The following is a 19,014-nucleotide window of genomic DNA, read 5'->3' on the forward strand; positions in this document are numbered from 1 at the left end:
CCCATGTGAGAGTAGGTCATCGTCAAGATTAAATTCCGAAACCCCTATCTGCGACCGCAGGTAGGGGTTTTGTTTTGTCTGCGAGAAAGTGACCTTCGCTCATGGCCGTGTCTTTACTGTGAGCCCGTAGCGCGTCCGACTGTCGTTTTGGCCGTCAAGGACAGCCACTCAGGAAATTAGTCCTAAAGCGGCCGTGCAGTTTTTGGTATGGTGCAGCTCGTTTTTTGATGGACTGATGTCACGCGCAGGGAATGGCGTTTAACCCAGTCAAAGAGTTGCTGCAGAAATGCCCGAACCGATCCCGATCAAAGACCATGAAACAGAAACGCGTCTGGTCAACAAGCGGTTGTTGGCTTGCGCGCTGTTCGTGGTTGCCATCACCTGTGCACTGGTTGCGCGCCTGTACGTTCTGCAAGTGGTCGAGTTCGACTATCACTCGACGATCTCCGAAAACAACCGGGTGCATGTGCTGCCCATTACCCCGACTCGCGGCCTGATCTATGACCGCAATGGCGTGCTGCTGGCCGACAATCGGCCGAGCTACAACCTGACCATTACCCGCGAGCGCGCGACCGATGTGAAGGGTGAGCTGGATTCGGTGGTCAGCCTGCTGCATTTACCTCCTGAAGACCGCACGCTGTTCGACAAGGCGATGAAACAGGCGCGCCATCCCTTTGTTCCGGTCACCCTGTTCTACGAGCTGACTGAAGAGCAGATCGCCGTACTGGCGGTGAACGAGTTCCGTTTGCCGGGAATCGACGTCGAGCCGCAGTTCGTTCGCAACTACCCGCTGGGCGCGCATTTCGCCCACTCGATCGGTTATGTCGGGCGCATCAACGAGAAAGAATCCAAGGCACTGGACACCGTCGAGTACCGCGGTACCCAGTCGATCGGCAAGACCGGTATCGAAAAATTCTACGAGTCCGAGTTGCATGGTCATGTCGGCTACGAAGAGGTCGAAACCAACGCCCAGGGGCGCGTGCTGCGAGTGCTCAAGCACACGGACCCGATTCCTGGGAAGAACATCGTGCTCAGCCTCGATGTAAAGCTTCAGGAAGCAGCAGAAGACGCGTTGGGCGACCGTCGTGGCTCAGTGGTTGCTCTTGATCCGGCAACCGGTGAAGTGCTGGCGATGGTCAGCAAACCGAGCTTCGATCCGAACCTGTTCGTCACCGGCATCAGCTTCAAGGAATACGCGGCGCTGCATGACTCCATCGACCGCCCGCTGTTCAACCGGGTATTACGCGGGTTGTACGCGCCGGGCTCGACGATCAAACCGGAAGTGGCGATTGCCGGGCTCGACACCGGCGTGGTGACGGCGTCCACTCGGGTCTTCGATCCGGGTTACTACCAACTGCCGGATTTCGACCACAAATACCGCAACTGGAATCACAGTGGCGACGGTTGGGTCGACATGGATGCAGCGATCATGCGCTCCAACGACACCTACTTTTACGACCTGGCGCACAAGCTCGGTATCGATCGTCTGCACGATTACATGGCGATGTTCGGCCTCGGCGAGAAGGTCTCGCTGGACATGTTCGAAGAGTCCGCCGGGTTGATGCCATCCCAGGCCTGGAAGCGCGCTACTCGTCGCCAACCGTGGTTCCCGGGTGAAACGGTGATCCTCGGGATCGGTCAGGGCTATATGCAAGTGACGCCGCTGCAACTGGCTCAGGCGACCGCTCTGATCGCCAACAAAGGCGTGTGGAATCGACCGCGCCTGGCCAAGACGATCGACGGCGTGGCGCCGGTGGACGAGCATCCGATGCCCAACATCCTGCTGAAGAATCCACGGGACTGGGACCAGGTCAACCACGGCATGCAAATGGTCATGCACGATCCACGCGGCATCGCTCGTGCGGCAGCGGTGGGGGCGCAATACCGGATCGCAGGCAAGAGCGGTACCGCACAAGTGGTAGCGATCAAACAGGGTGAACGCTACGACCGTTTGAAGACCCGCGAGCGTAACCGCGACAACGCCTTGTTCGTCGGTTTCGCCCCGGCCGAACATCCGCAGATCGTGATTTCAGTAATGATCGAGAACGGCGAGGCCGGCGGTCGGGTTGCCGGTCCCGTGGTACGGCAGATCATGGATGCGTGGCTGCTGGACAAGGACGGTCACCTGAAGCCGCAATACGCGAGCCCGAGCAAACCACCAAACGATCCTCACGTTTGAAGCGCTAACAGCTACAGCACCTGTTCATGCTTGCCGAGCAGGTGCTGGAAGCTATCCAGGAACACCGTTTCGGCCTGAGTCATTTTCTGCTCGCGATTCCAGAGCAATTGAATATCCAGATCCGCCACGCCTTCCGCAGGCGGCAAACGCCACAGCAACCCCTGCTCGACGTCTCGCCGTACCAAGTGAACGGGCAAACAACCAATCCCGAACCCTGCGCAGATCAATCGGTGAATCTCTTCGAAACTGGTCGATGATGCGACGATCTTGCCAGTAAAGCCTTGCTGGTCGCGAAACAGTGTCAGCGGTGAAAGATTGCCGCCCAACTGGTCGCTGGTGAAGCTGACGAAGTGCTCGGCGACCAGTTGTTCCAGCGTCAGGTTCTCCTGCCCAAACAGCCGATGACGCGGCCCACAGAAGTACCCGTAACGCTCGCGAAACAACACGCGTTGCTCCAGCCGAGGCTGGCGCAGTCGGCATAAACCAACGCCGACCGTCGCCGTTTTTTGCAGCAATGAACTGATGATGTCCGAACTACCCATCACCTTGACTTCCAGCTCGACGTTTGGGTGACTTTCATGGAAGTCCGCCAGAAACTCATCGTAATGCGCCGACTGGATGCCGCTGATGGCAAGAATCCGTACCTTGCCCACGACATCATCGTGACGACTCTCAAGCACCGTCCCCAAACGGGAAACATCACCATAAATATCCGCCGCGATACGCAGCACTTCTTCGCCGGTTTCGGTGAGGTCGAAGCGCCGGCCGCTGCGAACAATCAGTACACAGTCGAGTTGCTCTTCGAGACGCTTGAGCGCCTGGCTCACCGCCGATTGTGTGATGTGCAGGCGCGCAGCAGCGCGGCTCATGCTGCCTTCCTGGGCGATCACCAGATACGTGCGCAAGAGGTTCCAGTCGAGCCGGTCATTGAGAAAGCGTCGGCTGGAATGGGAGAGGAATGAGTGCATAAATGTTCCTGCTATTAGAGTGGCTAATAGCAAAGTTAAGAATTTGAAAATTGACTAATCCTAGCCCGGCCGCGATAAAGCCCACAAGCACACCGTGCTGTCGATAATCGGCGTCTGCGCTTCGCTCACCCAAGGAACGCCAGGTCGCCATCACGTACAAGAAGAGGTGGATTTGTGAGTAAGCCTGAAGAGATGAACGCTGTTGAATGGCAAGCCCGGTGCGAGTTGGCAGCCCTGTATCGGCTGGTCGCGCATTTTCGCATGACTGACCTGATCGACACCCACATCACGTTGCGGATTCCGGGTCCCGAGCATCACTTCCTGATCAACCGTTACGGGGTGATCTTTGATCGCATGCGCGCCTCGGATCTGGTGCGCATCGACCAGCAGGGCCGAATTGTCGACCCGGCTTACGCGGATCATCGAGTCAATACCGCGGGCTTCGTAATCCATTCGGCTATCCATATGGCGCGTGCCGATCTGAACTGCGTGATTCACACGCACACTGCGGCGGGCATGGCGGTGGCTGCGCAGAAGCAAGGCCTGCTGCCGATCACACAACACGCACTGAAGTTCTACGGCAAGCTGGCCTATCACACCTATGAAGGTATCGCCTTGTCGCTGGACGAGCGTCAGCGGTTGATTGCCGATCTGGGGCCGCACAAGGCGATGATTCTGCGTAATCACGGGCTGTTGGTGGGCGGCGCCAGCGTGGCCCATGCGTTCCAGGAAATTTACTTCCTGGAGCGCGCCTGTCAGGCACAGGTCCAGGCACTTGCGGGCGGTTGTGAGCTGAACTTCCCATCGTCAGCGGTTTGCACCCACACGGCTGAACAGTTCGAGCAGGACGATGCCGAGAACATCATCGAACTGGCCTGGACCGCGGCATTGACCCTGATCGAGTCACAACGCGAGTCCTATTGCTCATGAACACCGAGTCAGGCGCTCTGTGGCACTTGCCAGTCCTTTGACGTTAACGTAAAGATAAGCGCTGGCGCCGATTTCCCAAGGCGCAGGTTTTGCTTGAAGGAAGGGCTGTCCGAGGTATCGGGCAAACTTCCCTTTACTGCCATCTGAACCGGGTAGATATTTCCCCATGACATGCGTGCTTCGTCGCATGCCTGGAAGTGACCCGGCCAGAGACTGGGCGGACCGATCCGGAGCGCTTGATGACTCTTATAAAAACAATAACTCCAGAGCTGCAACATGAGGCCCGGCTGGCCCGGGAGAAACTTCACCTTGAAGGCGAAGTCCCCAGCGGGGTGTTGCGCGCTGAAATCGATGCCTCATGGCGGCGCAGCTTGAGCCATGGCGTGCACTTCAATGGCAAGCATGAGCTGGCGCTGGAATCGAGCGCGAGCCTCGAGGTGTTGCTGGCGAGCAATCGCTTGCTGATCGACGCCGCGATGCCGGCCATCGATTACCTGGCCGCGCGTCAGGGCAAGGAAGGGCTGATCATCCTCGCCAATTCCGACGCGACCATTCTCGCGGTCGAAGGCCGCGCCGACCGACTCAAGGGCAGTGGCCTGCAAGACATCACCCTGGGCGCCTGCTGGAGCGAAGCTGTACGCGGCACCAACGCCCTCGGCACTGCGCTGGTGGAAGCCCGGCCAACACTGATCGACTGCGGCGAACACTACCTCGATCGTCTCAGCGATTTTTCCTGCACTTCGGTGCCGATTCATTGCCCTCAGGGCGACATCCTTGGTGTACTCGACCTGACCCGCGAAGGCCCGTTGGGTCGGGTGCATGACAGCACCTCGTTGCTGGCGATGGCGGTCAGTCAGATTGAAAGCCGGGTGTTCAACGCAAGTTTCCCCGAGCAGATCGTCCTGGCCTTCCACAGCCGTCGACAGTACCTCGAATCGCCTTGGCAAGGGCTCTTGGCGGTAAGCCTCGGCGGGCAGATTCTGGCCGTCAGTGCTCAAGCCTGCCAGTTGCTCAATGCCGAGCGCTCAGCCTTGGTCGGTCGTCGTTGCGAAGAGTTTCTCGGGGTTGATGGCCTGCAATTGCTGGCGCGTCTGCAACAAGACGGGATCGGCAGTCTGCAAACCGCCAAGGGCGAATTTTTCTACAAAACCCTGCGTGCGCCACAGCGCTCGATCAACGTCAGCAGCACGCCGCGCAGCGTTGCCAAAAGCACCAAATCCCAACCTGATCTCGAATCCCTGGCCGGTAGCAATGCGCGGTATTCGCGTGCATTGCGCATGGCCCGGCAAGGCCTGGCCAATCAGTTGCCGGTGTTGCTGCTGGGGGAAACCGGCACTGGTAAGGAAGTCATCGCCCGGGCATTGCACATGGCCGGCAGCCGCTGCGACAAACCCTTCGTCGCGGTCAATTGTGCAGCGATCCCCGAAGGCCTGATCGAGTCGGAACTGTTCGGCTACCGTGAAGGCGCGTTCACCGGTTCACGGCGGGGCGGGATGATCGGTCGATTGCAACAGGCCCATGGCGGCACGTTGTTCCTCGATGAAATCGGCGACATGCCGCTGGCGTTGCAAGCGCGCCTGTTGCGGGTGTTGCAGGACCGCAAGGTCGCGCCGCTGGGCGCCGGTGAAGAGCAAGACATCGACGTCGCGCTGATCTGCGCGACTCACCGCGACCTCAAGCGTCTGGTCGAGGACAAACACTTTCGCGAAGACCTGTTCTACCGGGTCAATGGCATCAGCGTGATGCTGCCGGCGTTGCGCGAGCGCGATGACTTCAGCGAGCTGGTGAACCGCTTGCTTGGCAAACTGGACGCCCCGACGGTCAAGCTCAAGGACGACCTGAGCGACCTGCTCGCCGGTTACCACTGGCCGGGCAACATCCGCCAGTTGGAGATGGTGCTGCGTACCGCGCTGGCGATGCGCGAGCCTGGTGAAAGCGTGCTCAGCCTGGATCATCTGCCTGACAGCATGCTCGATGAGCTGAATGCCAGCGAACGTTTGCCCACCGGCAGTATCCGCGAGAACGAGCTGGAGCTGATTCGACAGTCCCTCGACAGCCATCACGGTAACGTTTCGGCCACCGCCGATGCGCTGGGCATCAGCCGAGCGACGCTGTATCGCAAGCTCAAACAGTTGCGCAACTGATGCGTCGCTTGATAGTCAGGCTGGTCGACAGCCATAACCCCCAGGCACTGGATGCCGCGCTTGCGTGGCTCTACGGCTTCGTGCGCCCGCATCGGCTGGCGATAGCCGGGCTGCTCGGGTTGTCGGTGTGCGCCTCGTTACTGGTGCTGGTGCAGCCCTGGCTGACCAAGTTGCTGATCGACGATGGGCTATTGGCGCACAACTTTTCCATGCTGGTGCTGATCGCCGGGTTGATGATTGTCGCCGGACTGCTCGGTACCGCGTTGTCGGGGATCAATCGCTACCTGCACACGCGGTTGTCGGGGCGCATTCTGTTTGCCCTGCGCGATGACCTTTATCGACACTTGCAGACCTTGTCGCCAGGCTTCTACGGGCAACGGCGGATCGGCGACCTGATGTCGCGCCTCGACGGAGACGTCGCGGAGATCCAGCGGTTTGCCGTCGACTCGCTGTTCTCGGCCGTTTCCAGTGTCATCGGTCTGGTCTGCTCGGTGGCGATGTTGCTGACCCTGTCATGGAAACTCTCGCTGCTGGCGTTGGTGTTGATTCCGCTGGACGTGCTCTGGCTGCGCTGGATGCGGCGCAAGGTCGAGCGCGATGTACGGCAGTTGCGTGAGCGCTCGGCGGACATGTCCTCGTTCATGGTCGAAACCCTGCCGGTGATGAAATTCATCCAGTCCGCCGGCCAGCAGCAACGCGAAGCGCGGCGTCTCGAAACATTGGGGCAGGGCTACATGAGCCAGTTGCTGCGCCTGCAAGTCACCGAGTTTTTCACCCAAGCAGTGCCCGGCACACTGACTTCGTTGTCGCGGGCCTGTGCGTTTTTGATTGGTGGTTACTGGGTGGTGCAGGGTACTTGGCAGCTCGGCGCGTTGATCGCGTTTTCGACCTATCTGGGGATGGCGGTCGGGCCGGTGCAGAGCTTGCTCGGGTTGTATGTGGCGATTCAACGGATGACCGTCAGCCTCGGTCGGGTCATGGAGCTGCGCGGTGAACAGCCGAGCGTCGTCACGCCGGTAACGCCGCAGCCAATGCCGAGTTCTGGCGAACTGTGTTTCGAGGCGGTGCATTTTAGCCATCCTGGCCGCCCGGTGACCTTGCGCGGGATCGAGGCGCGTATTCCTTACGGTTTGAAAGTTGCCCTGAGCGGCGGCTCCGGGGTTGGCAAGTCGACACTGATCGACCTGCTGCAACGGCACCACGACCCGCAGTCCGGCCGGGTGCTGCTCGACGGCATCGATCTGCGTGAACTGGAGCTGTTCGAGTTGCGTCGGCGGATTGCCGTGGTCAGCCAGGACATCGTGCTGTTTCGCGGCAGCCTGGCGGATAACCTCGCGTATGCGGTGCCGGACGCCAGCCGTGAGGCGGTGGTCGAAGTGGCGCGGTTGGCGCAACTCGACAGCTTGATCGCGTCCCTGCCCGAAGGCCTCGACAGTCCTTTGGGCGAGCGTGGTCAGCAGTTGTCCGGCGGGCAGAAACAGCGGATCGCTATCGCCCGTGCGCTGTTGCAGGATCCGCTGATTCTGGTGCTCGATGAAGCCACCTCGGCAGTCGACGAGGCCACAGAGCGGGAAGTCATCGAGGCCATCGACCGACTGTTTACCGGGCGCACGCGGATCCTGATCAGCCATCGCCCCTCAACCCTGGCCGATGCCGATCTGCGCTTTGAATTATTCGACGGTGTGCTGACGCCTGTGCAGGTGTTGCATGAAGCCTGAGCTACGGATTGGCGTGGTCGACAGTGGGCATTCCGTAGCGCAACGCGGGCAGGTGAGCGTCGGGCGAAGGTTTTATCTGGTCGAGGATGGGCTCGCCGAAGACGAACTGCGTGACGACCCTCTAGGCCACGGCAGCGCGGTCGTCGAGGCGATCAGCCGACGTGCTGCCTCGGCGCGTTTTTGTGTGGCGCAAGTATTCGACCAGCGTGGGGTGACCAGCGCCTTGCAAATCGCCACGGCGATCGATTGGCTGGTGGCGCAGGACGTGCGGGTAATCAACCTCAGCCTGGGCTTACGCCAGGACCGCAGCCTGCTGCGTGAAGCCTGTTCGGCAGCATTGGCCCGTGGTGTTTTGTTGTGCGCGTCGAGCCCGGCGCAAGGTGAGGGCGTGTACCCCGCGAGTTACCCGCAGGTGTTGCGGGTGACCGGCGATGCACGCTGCGGCGAACACGAGTGGTCGTGGTTGAACAGTCAGCAGGCCGACTTTGCCGCCTGCGTTCAAGGCACCTATCCAGGGCAATCCGGTGCCAGTCTCGGTTGCGCGGCGTTGACCGGGCATATCGCCAATTTCCTCGCCGGACACCTCGACGCGAGCAATCCGCAGATTCTTCAATGGCTGCGGGACAACGCCCGTTATCGTGGCCCCGAGCGGCGAGTCTGGACATGAGCGCGATCCTGATTCTCGGCGCCGGGCCTGCGGGTGCGGCGGTGGCGTTGGGGCTGAGCCGGCTGGGTTATACGGTAACGCTGGTCAGCGATTGGCGGCGTTTTGCCGCGCTCGAAGGCGTCTCGCAGCGGGTGCTCGAAGCCCTGCGCAGCGCCGGTTTGAATCAGGCACTGGCAGAGGCCGCGTTGCCGTCGCAGCGGCAGGTGTCGTGGAACGGTCAGCAGCATGCGCAAAACATCGAGTTTCTGCTGGATCGGCCGAGCTTTGATCGAGGCCTGCGTGAGGACTTGCGCCTGGCCGGCGTCGAGCTGATTGAAGGCCGAGTGCTGGCCGTCCACTCCCAGGCGTCAGGCCATCGGGTTGAGGTCGAAGGTCATGGTGAGTTGTTCACCGGGTTTCTGGTGGAGGCTCGCGGTCGTCAGGCGCCAGCGCTTGGCAAAGGACAGCGCGGACCGGAGACGGTCAGCCTGCTCAACCGTTGGCAGGGCGCGCCCGGCAGGACCGCCAGCGCAGTGGAAAGTCTGCAGGACGGTTGGGCCTGGATGGCGCGACGGGCCGATGGTCAATGTTATTGGCAGTTGACCGTGGACGTGGCCAGCGCCGAGTTGCCGGGCAAAGCGCAGTTGCTCGACTACTGCCGCCAGCGCCGTCAGGGCTCACCGTTGGCCGCCGATTTTTTCGGGGGGCAGGCTGAAACCGATCTGCAACTGCATGCCCGCAGCAGCACGGCGATTCTCAATCCACAGGTGTGCGGCGATAACTGGATTCGGGTTGGCGATGCGGCCATGGCGGTTGATCCGCTGTCAGGCAACGGCATCTTTCAGTCGTTGTCTTCAGCGTTGCAGGCGCCGGTGGTGATCAACACCTTATTGCGTAAACCTGAGCGGGCGGCATTGGCTCAGCGTTTTCATCAACAACGGGTCGAGCAGCTGTTTTTGCGGTTTGCGCGCATTGGCCGGGATTTTTATGCCGATGAACTGCGCTGGCCGGAACAACCGTTCTGGCGGGCGCGTCGACAGTGGCCGGATGCGGAGCTTGCTCACGCAGGCGCAGACTTCGCGTCTCTGAGAGTTGAACGCGCACCGGTACTGCGCGATGGATTTGTCGACGAGGCCGAAGTGGTGATCACGGCGGATCAGCCGTTGGGGATCTGGCACGTGCAAGGGGTGGAGTTGGCGCCGTTGCTGCGTCGCCTGCAAACCGAACCCGCCGAGCAAGCGCTGGCAGGTTTGACGGTGGGTCAGGGGCGAGTGGTGCGCAGTTGGTTGCTTGCGCAGGGGTTTAAACCCTGACAGTTGAGGTGACCGGTCTGGCGCCATCGCGAGCAAGCTCGCTCCCACAGGGATCTGGTGAACGCTAGAGATCCAACGTGGGAGCGAGCTTGCTCGCGATGGCGGTCTGGAGAGCGCCAGTGATTACAGTTTGATCAACACCGACTTCAACTCGGTGTAATGCTCGATCGCCGCATACCCCATCTCCCGGCCCACGCCGGACATCTTGTAACCACCAAACGGCAATGCCGGGTCGAGAGCGCTGTGGCAGTTGACCCAGACCGAACCGGACTTGATCCGTGGAATCATCCGGTGCACGGCCGCCAGGTCGTTGGACCAGATGCTCGCGCCCAAGCCATACGGACTGTCATTGGCCATGCGCAGCGCATCGGCTTCGTCATCGAACGGAATCGCCACCAGCACCGGGCCGAAGATCTCTTCCTGAACCAGCGAATGCTTTTGATCGACGTCGACAATCACTGTCGGTTTGACGAAGAACCCAGGGCCGAATTGCTCGCCGCCACAGGCGATGGTCGCGCCGCTTTCACGGCCCATTTCGATGTAGTTGTAGACCCGCTCCTGCTGGCGCGCCGAAATCAGCGGGCCCATTTCAACGCTCGGGTCCAGGCCGTTACCCAGCTTCATGGCGTTGGCAATACCGGCAATGTCGGCCACCACATTGTCGAAATGCTTGCGTTGCACATAGAGCCGCGAACCTGCGCAGCAAACCTGACCCTGGTTGAAGAAAATCGCGCCGGCCGCTCCGGCGGCAGCACTGCCGAGGTTGGCGTCGGCCATGACGATCGTCGGCGATTTACCGCCCAGCTCCAGGGTGACCCGGGTCATGGAATCCATGGCGATCTTGCCGATCTGCTTGCCGACGGCAGTGGAGCCGGTGAAGGTCAGTTTGTCCACCAACGGGTTGTGGGTCAGCGCCGAACCTGCGGTGATGCCAGTGCCGGTGACTACGTTGAACACCCCGCTCGGGTAGCCGGCTTCCAGCACCAACTCGGCGAGTTTCAGCGCGGTCAGCGGCGTTTCATCCGCCGGTTTCAGCACCACGGTGCAACCGGTGGCCAGGGCCGGGCCGAGTTTCCAGCAGGCCAGCAGCAGCGGGAAGTTCCAGGCAACGATGGCGCCCACCACACCCACTGCTTCACGACGGATAAAGCTGTGGAACTGATCGTCCGGCATTAACGGCAGCGAGACTTCGACGCTGGAGCCTTCGATCTTGGTTGCCCAACCGGCCATGTAGCGCAGGAAGTCGATGGACAACTGCACGTCCATGACCTGCGCCACCGCCGCACTCTTGCCGTTGTTCAGGCATTCCAGTTGCGCGAGCAATTCGGCGTCGCGCTCCATCAGGTCAGCGAGTTTCCACAACAGGTTTTGCCGCTCCCGAGGTCGGGTTCGGGTCCAGGCTGAATCATCGAATGCATGACGTGCGGCGAGCACGGCGCGATCAACATCGTCTGGCGTAGCCTTCGGTACAACGCACAGCACTTCGCCGGTCGCCGGGTTGTGCAAAGGCATGGTCTGGCCGTCGGTGGCCTCGACCCAGTCGGCGCCGATCAGCATGCGCGGCGCGCGTTGGATGAACGCCGAAACGGCAGGAAGCAGATAAGGGAGCGGCATGGTGAAACCTCGTCTTGTTCGTGTGACGAGGTCTTTCGCAACGGTTGTGCCAGTTTGCCGAAGGGCTGTGTTTAGCGGGGTTCAGTGCCAAAAGCAGCTGACTGAAGCGCGCGGAGCTGTCGCAATCTGAGACGTGAGTGAGACAGCCAAAGCCGTTAACGGCTCAACATGCGATCAATCACGGCCCACAACTGCGGATCGTTAAAGTCCTCGATCACCAGATGCGCACCCGCCGCCAGCAACGTCTCGCGGCGTTGGCTGGTTACCAGGCCCACGGTGAAGATCCCGGCTTTCACCGCCGCCGTCAGACCGGGGATCGAGTCTTCGAACGCCAGGGTCACCCCGGCGCTGGCGTGCAAACGTTCGAGGCCGGTGAGGTAGGGCAGAGGATCGGGTTTGGCGCGGGGCAATTCCTCGGCGACCACGATATGTTCGAAACGCTCACGCAGGCCCAGAGCTTCAAGCATGTGATCGGCGTTGGCCCGTGGCGCGTTGGTCACCACGGCGATGCCGATGTCTTGAGCCTTGGCGAAATCCAGTAAACGCAGCAGCCCGGCAATCGGTGTCAGTTGCGGTGACAGCTTACGGAAGCGCACTTCCTTGCGTTCGGCGAACGCTTCGCGCTCGGCCACCGAGCGGTCCGGGAACAGGTAGCGGCACATGTTGGCGTTGGCCTGGCCACTCACATGGGCTTCGAACTCGGCTTTGCTGAAGACCCGGCCATCCTCCTCCAGCAACAGCTGTTGCAGCGCCAGCAGATGGAGCGCATCGGTGTCGGTCAGGGTGCCGTCGAGGTCGAAGAGCAAAGCATTGAGCATGGCGCAGTTCCCGTAGCTGAAGCGGTTAAGCGGATAGCTGGCCATCGTATACGCAGGGCGTCATCTATGCTCGTCTCAGAGTGCAACAGTTGTCGCGATATTAGACGCCGCTCATGTTTTTCAACTGTGATCAAAAGTCGCTACTTATCTCTAATTATCTGATTTTAAAGACTATTAATAAGCTGGCACGCTCCGTGTATTGCTCCTTCGCAGACGTTTCTCTTGCCTCCGCCAGCGACCGGTTCGCTGGCGGCAGAAACCATAAAAACAACAGATCACAACAATAAGAAAGCACCGTGCGAGGTTCGACGTTGATGAAGAGAAAACTCCGATCAGGCATGAGCGCCAGTCTGCTGGCGCTCGCTGCGTGTGCCGCCCTGCATGCTCCGCAAAGCATGGCTGCGCGTGACGCCCAAACCATTCTCAAGGAAACCTGCCAGGGCTGTCATACCCCTGAAGCCGGCAATGCCTTGAGCCGTATCAGCCACCAGCGCAAAACCCCCGAAGGCTGGCTGATGAGCATCGCCCGGATGCAGACCATGCACGGTTTGCAGATCAGTGATGAGGATCGCCGCACGCTGGTCAAATACCTCGCCGATACCCAAGGCCTGGCACCGAGTGAAACCGACGGCGTGCGTTACGCGCTGGAGCGCCGACTCAACACTGTCGAGCATTTCGACGACCAGACCAGCCAGATGTGCGGCCGCTGCCACTCCGGTGCGCGGGTGGCCCTGCAACGGCGGCCGGCCCAGGAGTGGGAGCGTCTGGTGAACTTCCACCTCGGCCAATGGCCGTCTCTGGAATACCAGGCGCTGGCCCGCGACCGCGACTGGTTCGACATTGCCCGCAAAGACATGGTGCCGTTGTTGGCCAAGCGCTATCCGCTGGACAATCCGGCCTGGAGAGCCTGGCAGAAAACCGCGCCGAAGGCAGACGCGCTGGTGGGGGACTGGAGCTTCAGCGGTCACTTGCCGGGCAAGGGCGAACTGGCCGGTGTCATGAGCGTCAGCGCCTCGGGCTTTGATCAGTTCAAGGTCACGGTCAAAGGCCAATACGCCGATGGCAGCCCGTTCAATGGCGACGGCAGCGCGATCCTCTACAGCGGCTATGAATGGCGCGGCAACGTGACCATCGATGGCGTGGTCATGCGTCAGGTGTTCGCCGCCAAGGGCACGGAACTGCAAGGCCGGATGTTCGACGCCGAGCACGATGAACGTGGCCTCGACTTTATCGCCGCCAAACAAGGCTCCAGCCGTTTGCTGGCGGTGCAGCCGGGTTATCTGAAGGCCGGCAGTGAAACCGAAGTCACCCTGATCGGCAGCGGCCTGCAAGGCACGCCGAACTTCGGCAGTGGTGTGGAAGTGGCGCAAGTGCTGGAGCAAAGTCCGGAGCGCATCAAGGTCAAAATCAAAGCCGCCGTCAATGCCAAACCTGGGGCGCGTGAGGTCAGCATTGGCAGCCTGAAAGGTCCGACCCTGTCGGTCTACAGCCAGATTGCCGAGGTCAAGGTGGTGCCGGAATTCTCGGTGGCGCGGATCGGTGAGGGCGGCGGTTCGACGCCGAAAGTCCAGGGCCGTTTTGACGCCGAAGCCTGGGGCAAAGGCGCCGATGGCAAGCCGTATCGCATCGGTGTATTCCCGGCGCAGTGGAAGGTCGAAGCCTTCGACGACCGCGCCAAGGAAGACCAGGACGTCAAGTTTGCCGGCACCATGCAGGCCGACAGCGGCGTGTTCACCCCGGGCGATGCGGGGCCAAACCCTGCGCGCAAGATGTCCACCAACAACGCCGGCAACCTCAAGGTGATCGCCGCCGTCGACGACGCAGGGAAATCCCTGACCGGCGAGGGCCACATGATTGTCACCGTGCAACGCTGGAACAATCCACCCATTCCATGAGTTGGCTGAACGCAACCGCTTCAGACACTTTTTCGGAATGACCGCAGGCCTCGTGAAACGGGGTTTGCACAGGAGGTTGTAATGGGCGCTATCTTGAATCTGGTCGAGCGTAATCTGCACGAAGTGCACGTCGATGCCGACCGCATGTTATTTCACATTCCCAGCAGTTCGCTGTTCGCCAGCGATGAGCTGACCGGCACCATCATTGATACCTTGCGCGGTCCCGGCTGTTCGTCGGAGGACTTGATCCAGCGCTTGGCGGCACGCTTCAACGGCGAAGAAATCACCGAAACCCTGCGCGAGTTGATCTCCCTGGAATTGGTCAGCGACGGTTCGCCGCTGACCCCGGACATCGGCACCAAACGGGTCGAACGTACGGCGATCAATACCGTGGTGCTCAACGTCAACACCGGCTGCAACCTGAGCTGCACCTATTGCTACAAGGAAGACCTCGACAAGCCCTCGGCCGGCAAGAAGATGGACGTCGACACTGCCGTGGCGTCGGTGGAAATGCTGCTGCGCGAATCGCCAGATGAAGAGCGTTTTACCGTGGTGTTCTTCGGTGGCGAGCCGTTGAGCAACCGCAAGCTGATCGAATACATGGTCGACTACTGCGAGAAGCGCTTTCGCGAGGCCGGCAAGTTCGTCGAATTCGTCATGACCACCAACGCCACGCTGCTCACCGAGGAAACGGTCGACTACCTCAATGCCCATCGTTTTGGCTTGTCGGTGAGCATCGACGGACCGAAAACCGTGCACGACCGCAACCGCATCACCGTGGGCGGGCAGGGCACCTATGACGTGGTTCGGCGCAAGGCCGAGATGCTGCTGTCGCGCTACAACAGCCGCCCGGTCGGTGCACGAGTGACCCTGACTACCGGCGTTACCGACGTCGAAACCATCTGGGATCACCTGTTCAACGAGTTGGGTTTCGCTGAAGTCGGTTTTGCCCCGGTGACCTCGGGCGACATCAGCAGCTTCAACCTGTCCAGCGACGAGTTGATCGAAGTCTTCGCCAACATGAAAAAGCTCGGTCGGCGCTATCTGGAAGCGGCGCTGGAGCACCGCAACATCGGTTTCTCCAACTTGCACCAACTGATCACCGACATCCACGAGGGCCACAAAAAAGCCCTGCCGTGCGGTGCCGGACTGAAGATGCTGGCGGTGGATCACAAGGGCGAACTCAACCTCTGCCACCGTTTCACCGGCTCGTCATTGCCGACCTTCGGCAACGTTCACAGCGGCGTGAAACAGGTCGAGTTGAACGACTTTTTGTCCCAGCGCCTGGACCGGACCAACACCGGCTGCGAAGACTGCCAGATCCGTAACCTGTGTTCCGGCGGCTGCTACCACGAGAGCTATGCCCGTTATGGCGACCCGACCCACCCGACCTATCACTACTGCGAACTGATGCGTGACTGGGTCGACTTCGGCATCGAGGTCTACACCCGGATCATGGCCCACAACCCTGCGTTTATCAGCAGTTACATCACTCCGCGCAAGGCTCACTGATATGAAACATCTCAAGGCAATCAATAACAAAGCCCAGAAGCTCGATCAGGCCGCGGCCGAAAACCGTATCGAAGAAGTGGTGGCAATGAGTTCCGTCGCCGGTTGCGCTTCGACCACTGACCCCGGCTGGGAAATCGACGCCTTTGGTGGTGTGTCGTCGCTGTGCCAGCCCATGGAAGCTGACCTTTATGGCTGCTCCGACCCTTGCTGGTGGCCAGCTCAGGTGCCGGACATGATGAGCACCTACCCGGACTGGAACAAGGACGCCCAAGCCTCCAACGAGAGCTGGCGCAACCTCGGCACAGTATTCCCAAAAGATAAATGATCGGACAGAAGAAGGATTCCTGCATGCGCCTTATCAATGCCTGCGGCCTGGCCGCTTCCGCCCTCCTGAGTGTCTGTTCACTCAGTGTTCTGGCCGATGAAAACACAGTGCTTCAAAGTGGTTACGAGTACATGTTGACCACCAATTACCCGAACAACCTGAACGTCATCGACCTTAAAACCGACAGCCTATACAAGACCTGCAAACTGCCGGATGCCTTTGGCCCTGGCACCATTCAGTTGTCGCCGGACCGCAAGACCGCGTATGTGCTGAACAATCATTACGCGGACATCTACGGCGTCGAACTCGACAGCTGCAAGCAGGTGTTCCACGCCAGTATCACCCAGCAACCGGGGGAGAAGGCCCGTTCGATGTTCGCGTTCACCCTCAGTCACGACGGCAAGGAGTTGTACGCCGTCGCCAACCCGACCTTGATGCTCAATGATCATTACGAAGTGCAACAACCACGGCTGGATGTGTACGCCACTGACGCCGGCATGAGCGCCAAACCGGTTCGCAGCTTCCCGGCACCGCGCCAGCTGACCATCATGCAAAGCGGTGACGACGGCACGCTGTATGTGGCGGGTGCGGACATCTACAAGGTCAACGTGAAAACCGGCAAGTTCGACGTGCTGATCCCTAGCCGTCACTGGAAACGTCCAAACTACAGCGCGCCGGACGTGCTCTACGTGTGGAATCAGCAGACGTACCGGCATGACTTCTCGCTGCTCTACACCACGGCGAAATTCAAGGACGAGAAACAGGACCCGGCCACTGCCGAAAACCTCTACGGGCTGTTCAGCATCGACCTGAAAACCGGCAAGACCGAAACCACCGATTTCGGCCCGCTGATCGAAATCTATTTCAGCGGTATGCGTTCACCGAAGGACCCGAACCTGATGTTCGGCGTGCTCAATCGTCTGGCCAAGTACGACATCAAACAGAAGAAGCTGCTTCAGGCGACGAACCTGGATCACTCCTACTACTGCATTTCCTTCAACAAGGACGGCAGCAAGATCTACCTGGCCGGGACCTTCAACGACGTGGCGATTTTTGATGCCGACAGCCTGAAACAGATCGGCAGCATCAAAATGCCGGGCGGCGACATGGCGATCACCACGGCGCAGGTGTTTATCCGGTAGCGGCGGTGTCTGAGCGGACGCATTCGCGAGCAAGCCCGCTCCCACATTGGATCTCGGTCGTACACACATTGTGTGTACACCGAAAATCTACTGTGGGAGCGGGCTTGCTCGCGAAGAGGCCCTGACAGACGCTAGAGCATCAAGCCCCGGGAACCGGGCAACTCAGGTCTCCTTCCTGGCAATCCCTTCATAAACCAACCAAGGCACATCGTGAGACGTCCAGATGTGTACCTGCGGCGTCATCTGCGGATCATCATCGAGCGTCGCCACCCGCACAATCACATGCGGCTGAGCCAAACGTTCGGCCACCAGATGCGAGCCGCACTGCGAGCAGAAGTGTCGCAGTTTGCCGGGCGAGGACTCGAAGGATGACAACTTGTCCAAACCCCTGACCCAACGAAAATGCTCACGCATGACCCCGGCCGTCGAAGCGAACGCCGCCGCGTGGGCCTTGCGACAGGTATGGCAATGACAGTGACTGATCGGCATGTCGAGGCTGTCGAGTTCATAGGTGATGGCCTTGCACAGGCAACTGCCGTGGAGTGTGGTCATGGCGTGTTCCTTCAACGGTCTGGTGGGCTGACTGACGAGCGGTAGAGAGTGGACGTTACCACCGTCAACCGGGGGTGTTGAGCTCATAAAGGCTCTCGTACTGGCGGGGCATACCTGTTTAATGCAACTCACAGGTTGCGCATCCGGCTATCCGGGCCTAGTGTTCATCAAAAGGAGGTGACCTATGCACTCATCAGATCGCATCGAAAGAAAGATCCTGCTCAAGGCTCCACGCTCCACTGTCTGGCGCGCCCTGGCCAATGCCGAATCCTTCGGTAAGTGGTTTGGCGTCGCGCTCGATGGCAAACGTTTTGTCGCCGGTGAGCGAACCCAGGGGCAAATCACTTATCCGGGCTATGAACATCTGGTCTGGGACGTACAGGTGGCGCGGGTCGAGCCCGAGCGGGTGTTTGCGTTCCGTTGGCATCCGTATGCGGTGGAACCGGACATGGACTATTCGTCGGAGCCCACCACCCTGGTGCTGTTCGAGCTCGAAGACATGGACGGCGGTACTTTGCTAAAGGTCGTGGAGTCCGGTTTCGATAACATTCCGGTAGAACGCCGTCTCAAAGCCTTCCGCATGAACAGTCGGGGCTGGGATGACCAAATGACCAACATCGAGACGTACCTTGCCGCACCCTGACGCCTTGACACTGGATGCACCGTCGGCCGCCACTGCGCTGGGCCGTTCGGCGCTGACCTTCGCCGCGCTCGGCGACGAAACCCGGCTGCGGCTGATCGACGTGCTGTGCGGCGGCGGGGCGATGTCGATCGCGCAACTGACCGTGGGCACCGACATCAGCCGTCAGGCCGTGACCAAACACTTGCGGGTGCTGGCGGACGCCGGTCTGGTGCGTGACACCAAGCTGGGGCGTGAGCGCCGCTGGGTCTTTGAGCCGACGCAACTGGACGAGGCGCGCCGCTCGCTGGAAATCATCAGTCAGCAGTGGGACCACGCGTTGACGAATCTGAAATCCTTTGTAGAACAATGAATTGACCCAGCATGTTTGATCCTTGTCTGACGCACTACTCGCGACCCGGATGCTTGAAGCCTGACGGCTCTAAGGGTTTTCGGAAGCGCTGCAATGGCGAATGTCTTACACGCGCTAGTAACGATGTCGTCTATTTCAGATTGGATCCGAAGTTTAATCTACACCCATCAACTGAAGCGCAGGACGCGCTCAGGGTCATGGATGATCGACCATTTGCAAGGATCGCAGCGACAGGATGTCGTCATGGTCTTGAAAACCCGCTTCGG

The 19,014-nt window shown here is 60.2% G+C and carries 16 protein-coding genes; 12 read left to right on the plus strand and 4 right to left on the minus strand.

The features are described 5' to 3' along the window. Positions 1-286: 286 nt before the first annotated feature. Positions 287-2,179 carry a penicillin-binding protein 2 gene (gene mrdA, locus AC1RKH_RS22935; protein ID WP_493063871.1) on the plus strand — a complete coding sequence of 631 codons (1,893 nt, stop codon included), beginning with the start codon at positions 287-289 and terminating at the stop codon, positions 2,177-2,179. A gap of 11 nt (positions 2,180-2,190) precedes the next feature. Here mrdA and AC1RKH_RS22940 read toward each other — a convergent pair whose 3' ends face one another. Further along, the gene (locus AC1RKH_RS22940; protein ID WP_493063870.1) at positions 2,191-3,147 is read right to left on the minus strand and encodes a LysR family transcriptional regulator; all 957 of its coding nucleotides are present in this window, start codon (positions 3,145-3,147) and stop codon (positions 2,191-2,193) included. Between the two features lie 174 nt (positions 3,148-3,321). On the opposite strand from AC1RKH_RS22940, the gene AC1RKH_RS22945 reads away from it, so the two are divergent. The 5 genes from AC1RKH_RS22945 (at position 3,322) to qhpG (ending at position 9,898) form a co-directional block, all read left to right on the plus strand. Continuing rightward, complete coding sequence (locus tag AC1RKH_RS22945) at positions 3,322-4,077, plus strand: class II aldolase/adducin family protein (RefSeq protein ID WP_493063869.1); 756 nt, start codon at positions 3,322-3,324, stop codon at positions 4,075-4,077. A gap of 239 nt (positions 4,078-4,316) precedes the next feature. After that, positions 4,317-6,221: a sigma-54-dependent Fis family transcriptional regulator gene (locus tag AC1RKH_RS22950; RefSeq protein ID WP_493063868.1), complete on the plus strand. Its 1,905-nt coding sequence runs from the start codon at positions 4,317-4,319 to the stop codon at positions 6,219-6,221. Further along, a complete protein-coding gene (locus tag AC1RKH_RS22955) occupies positions 6,221-7,939 on the plus strand; it encodes an ABC transporter ATP-binding protein (protein WP_493063867.1) in 1,719 nt (572 codons plus the stop codon). Before AC1RKH_RS22950 ends, AC1RKH_RS22955 begins: the two co-directional genes overlap by 1 nt. Further along, on the plus strand, positions 7,929-8,606 hold the full coding sequence (gene qhpE / locus AC1RKH_RS22960) for a subtilisin-like serine protease QhpE (protein ID WP_493063866.1): 678 nt from the start codon (positions 7,929-7,931) through the stop codon (positions 8,604-8,606). The genes AC1RKH_RS22955 and qhpE overlap by 11 nt, the downstream gene beginning before the upstream one ends. Beyond that, positions 8,603-9,898, plus strand: coding sequence for a flavin-dependent monooxygenase QhpG (gene qhpG / locus AC1RKH_RS22965; RefSeq protein ID WP_493063865.1), 1,296 nt, complete (start codon positions 8,603-8,605; stop codon positions 9,896-9,898). The genes qhpE and qhpG overlap by 4 nt, the downstream gene beginning before the upstream one ends. 123 nt (positions 9,899-10,021) lie before the next feature. Here qhpG and AC1RKH_RS22970 read toward each other — a convergent pair whose 3' ends face one another. Both AC1RKH_RS22970 and AC1RKH_RS22975 read right to left on the minus strand, forming a co-directional pair. Next, entirely contained in the window at positions 10,022-11,512 is a 1,491-nt protein-coding gene (locus AC1RKH_RS22970) for an aldehyde dehydrogenase family protein (RefSeq protein WP_493063864.1), read from the minus strand. A 155-nt stretch (positions 11,513-11,667) separates the two neighbouring features. Next, positions 11,668-12,330, minus strand: coding sequence for an HAD family hydrolase (locus AC1RKH_RS22975; protein WP_493063863.1), 663 nt, complete (start codon positions 12,328-12,330; stop codon positions 11,668-11,670). A gap of 314 nt (positions 12,331-12,644) precedes the next feature. On the opposite strand from AC1RKH_RS22975, the gene peaA reads away from it, so the two are divergent. The 4 genes from peaA (at position 12,645) to peaD (ending at position 17,204) form a co-directional block, all read left to right on the plus strand. Next, complete coding sequence (peaA, locus tag AC1RKH_RS22980; protein ID WP_493063862.1) at positions 12,645-14,225, plus strand: quinohemoprotein amine dehydrogenase subunit alpha; 1,581 nt, start codon at positions 12,645-12,647, stop codon at positions 14,223-14,225. An 81-nt stretch (positions 14,226-14,306) separates the two neighbouring features. Then, a complete protein-coding gene (peaB, locus tag AC1RKH_RS22985) occupies positions 14,307-15,737 on the plus strand; it encodes a quinohemoprotein amine dehydrogenase maturation protein (RefSeq protein ID WP_493063861.1) in 1,431 nt (476 codons plus the stop codon). Between the two features lies 1 nt (position 15,738). Continuing rightward, the gene (gene qhpC / locus AC1RKH_RS22990; protein WP_054596428.1) at positions 15,739-16,062 is read left to right on the plus strand and encodes a quinohemoprotein amine dehydrogenase subunit gamma; all 324 of its coding nucleotides are present in this window, start codon (positions 15,739-15,741) and stop codon (positions 16,060-16,062) included. 23 nt (positions 16,063-16,085) lie between these two features. After that, positions 16,086-17,204, plus strand: coding sequence for a quinohemoprotein amine dehydrogenase subunit beta (gene peaD / locus AC1RKH_RS22995; protein WP_493063860.1), 1,119 nt, complete (start codon positions 16,086-16,088; stop codon positions 17,202-17,204). A gap of 162 nt (positions 17,205-17,366) precedes the next feature. On the opposite strand, the gene AC1RKH_RS23000 is transcribed toward peaD, so the two are convergent. After that, on the minus strand, positions 17,367-17,756 hold the full coding sequence (locus AC1RKH_RS23000) for a GFA family protein (RefSeq protein WP_493063859.1): 390 nt from the start codon (positions 17,754-17,756) through the stop codon (positions 17,367-17,369). A gap of 184 nt (positions 17,757-17,940) precedes the next feature. Between AC1RKH_RS23000 and AC1RKH_RS23005 the strand changes: the two genes are divergently transcribed. After that, positions 17,941-18,399: an SRPBCC family protein gene (locus AC1RKH_RS23005; RefSeq protein WP_493063858.1), complete on the plus strand. Its 459-nt coding sequence runs from the start codon at positions 17,941-17,943 to the stop codon at positions 18,397-18,399. Then, positions 18,386-18,748, plus strand: coding sequence for an ArsR/SmtB family transcription factor (locus AC1RKH_RS23010; protein ID WP_493063857.1), 363 nt, complete (start codon positions 18,386-18,388; stop codon positions 18,746-18,748). Before AC1RKH_RS23005 ends, AC1RKH_RS23010 begins: the two co-directional genes overlap by 14 nt. The last annotated feature ends 266 nt before the right edge of the window (positions 18,749-19,014 follow it).

The sequence above is a fragment of the Pseudomonas sp. GW822-FHT06B12 genome, from assembly GCF_058799675.1.

Bases quoted from the DNA above. Each gene is read 5' to 3' on its own strand.
- peaB (WP_493063861.1), top strand. From the start codon at position 14,307: ATGGGCGCTATCTTGAATCTGGTCGAGCGTAATCTGCACGAAGTGCAC.
- peaD (WP_493063860.1), top strand. From the start codon at position 16,086: ATGCGCCTTATCAATGCCTGCGGCCTGGCCGCTTCCGCCCTCCTGAGT.
- qhpE (WP_493063866.1), top strand. From the start codon at position 7,929: ATGAAGCCTGAGCTACGGATTGGCGTGGTCGACAGTGGGCATTCCGTA.
- qhpC (WP_054596428.1), top strand. From the start codon at position 15,739: ATGAAACATCTCAAGGCAATCAATAACAAAGCCCAGAAGCTCGATCAG.
- AC1RKH_RS22955 (WP_493063867.1), top strand. From the start codon at position 6,221: ATGCGTCGCTTGATAGTCAGGCTGGTCGACAGCCATAACCCCCAGGCA.
- AC1RKH_RS22950 (WP_493063868.1), top strand. From the start codon at position 4,317: ATGACTCTTATAAAAACAATAACTCCAGAGCTGCAACATGAGGCCCGG.
- mrdA (WP_493063871.1), top strand. From the start codon at position 287: ATGCCCGAACCGATCCCGATCAAAGACCATGAAACAGAAACGCGTCTG.
- AC1RKH_RS22975 (WP_493063863.1), bottom strand. From the start codon at position 12,330: ATGCTCAATGCTTTGCTCTTCGACCTCGACGGCACCCTGACCGACACC.
- AC1RKH_RS22970 (WP_493063864.1), bottom strand. From the start codon at position 11,512: ATGCCGCTCCCTTATCTGCTTCCTGCCGTTTCGGCGTTCATCCAACGC.
- AC1RKH_RS23005 (WP_493063858.1), top strand. From the start codon at position 17,941: ATGCACTCATCAGATCGCATCGAAAGAAAGATCCTGCTCAAGGCTCCA.
- qhpG (WP_493063865.1), top strand. From the start codon at position 8,603: ATGAGCGCGATCCTGATTCTCGGCGCCGGGCCTGCGGGTGCGGCGGTG.
- AC1RKH_RS22940 (WP_493063870.1), bottom strand. From the start codon at position 3,147: ATGCACTCATTCCTCTCCCATTCCAGCCGACGCTTTCTCAATGACCGG.
- peaA (WP_493063862.1), top strand. From the start codon at position 12,645: ATGAAGAGAAAACTCCGATCAGGCATGAGCGCCAGTCTGCTGGCGCTC.
- AC1RKH_RS23000 (WP_493063859.1), bottom strand. From the start codon at position 17,756: ATGACCACACTCCACGGCAGTTGCCTGTGCAAGGCCATCACCTATGAA.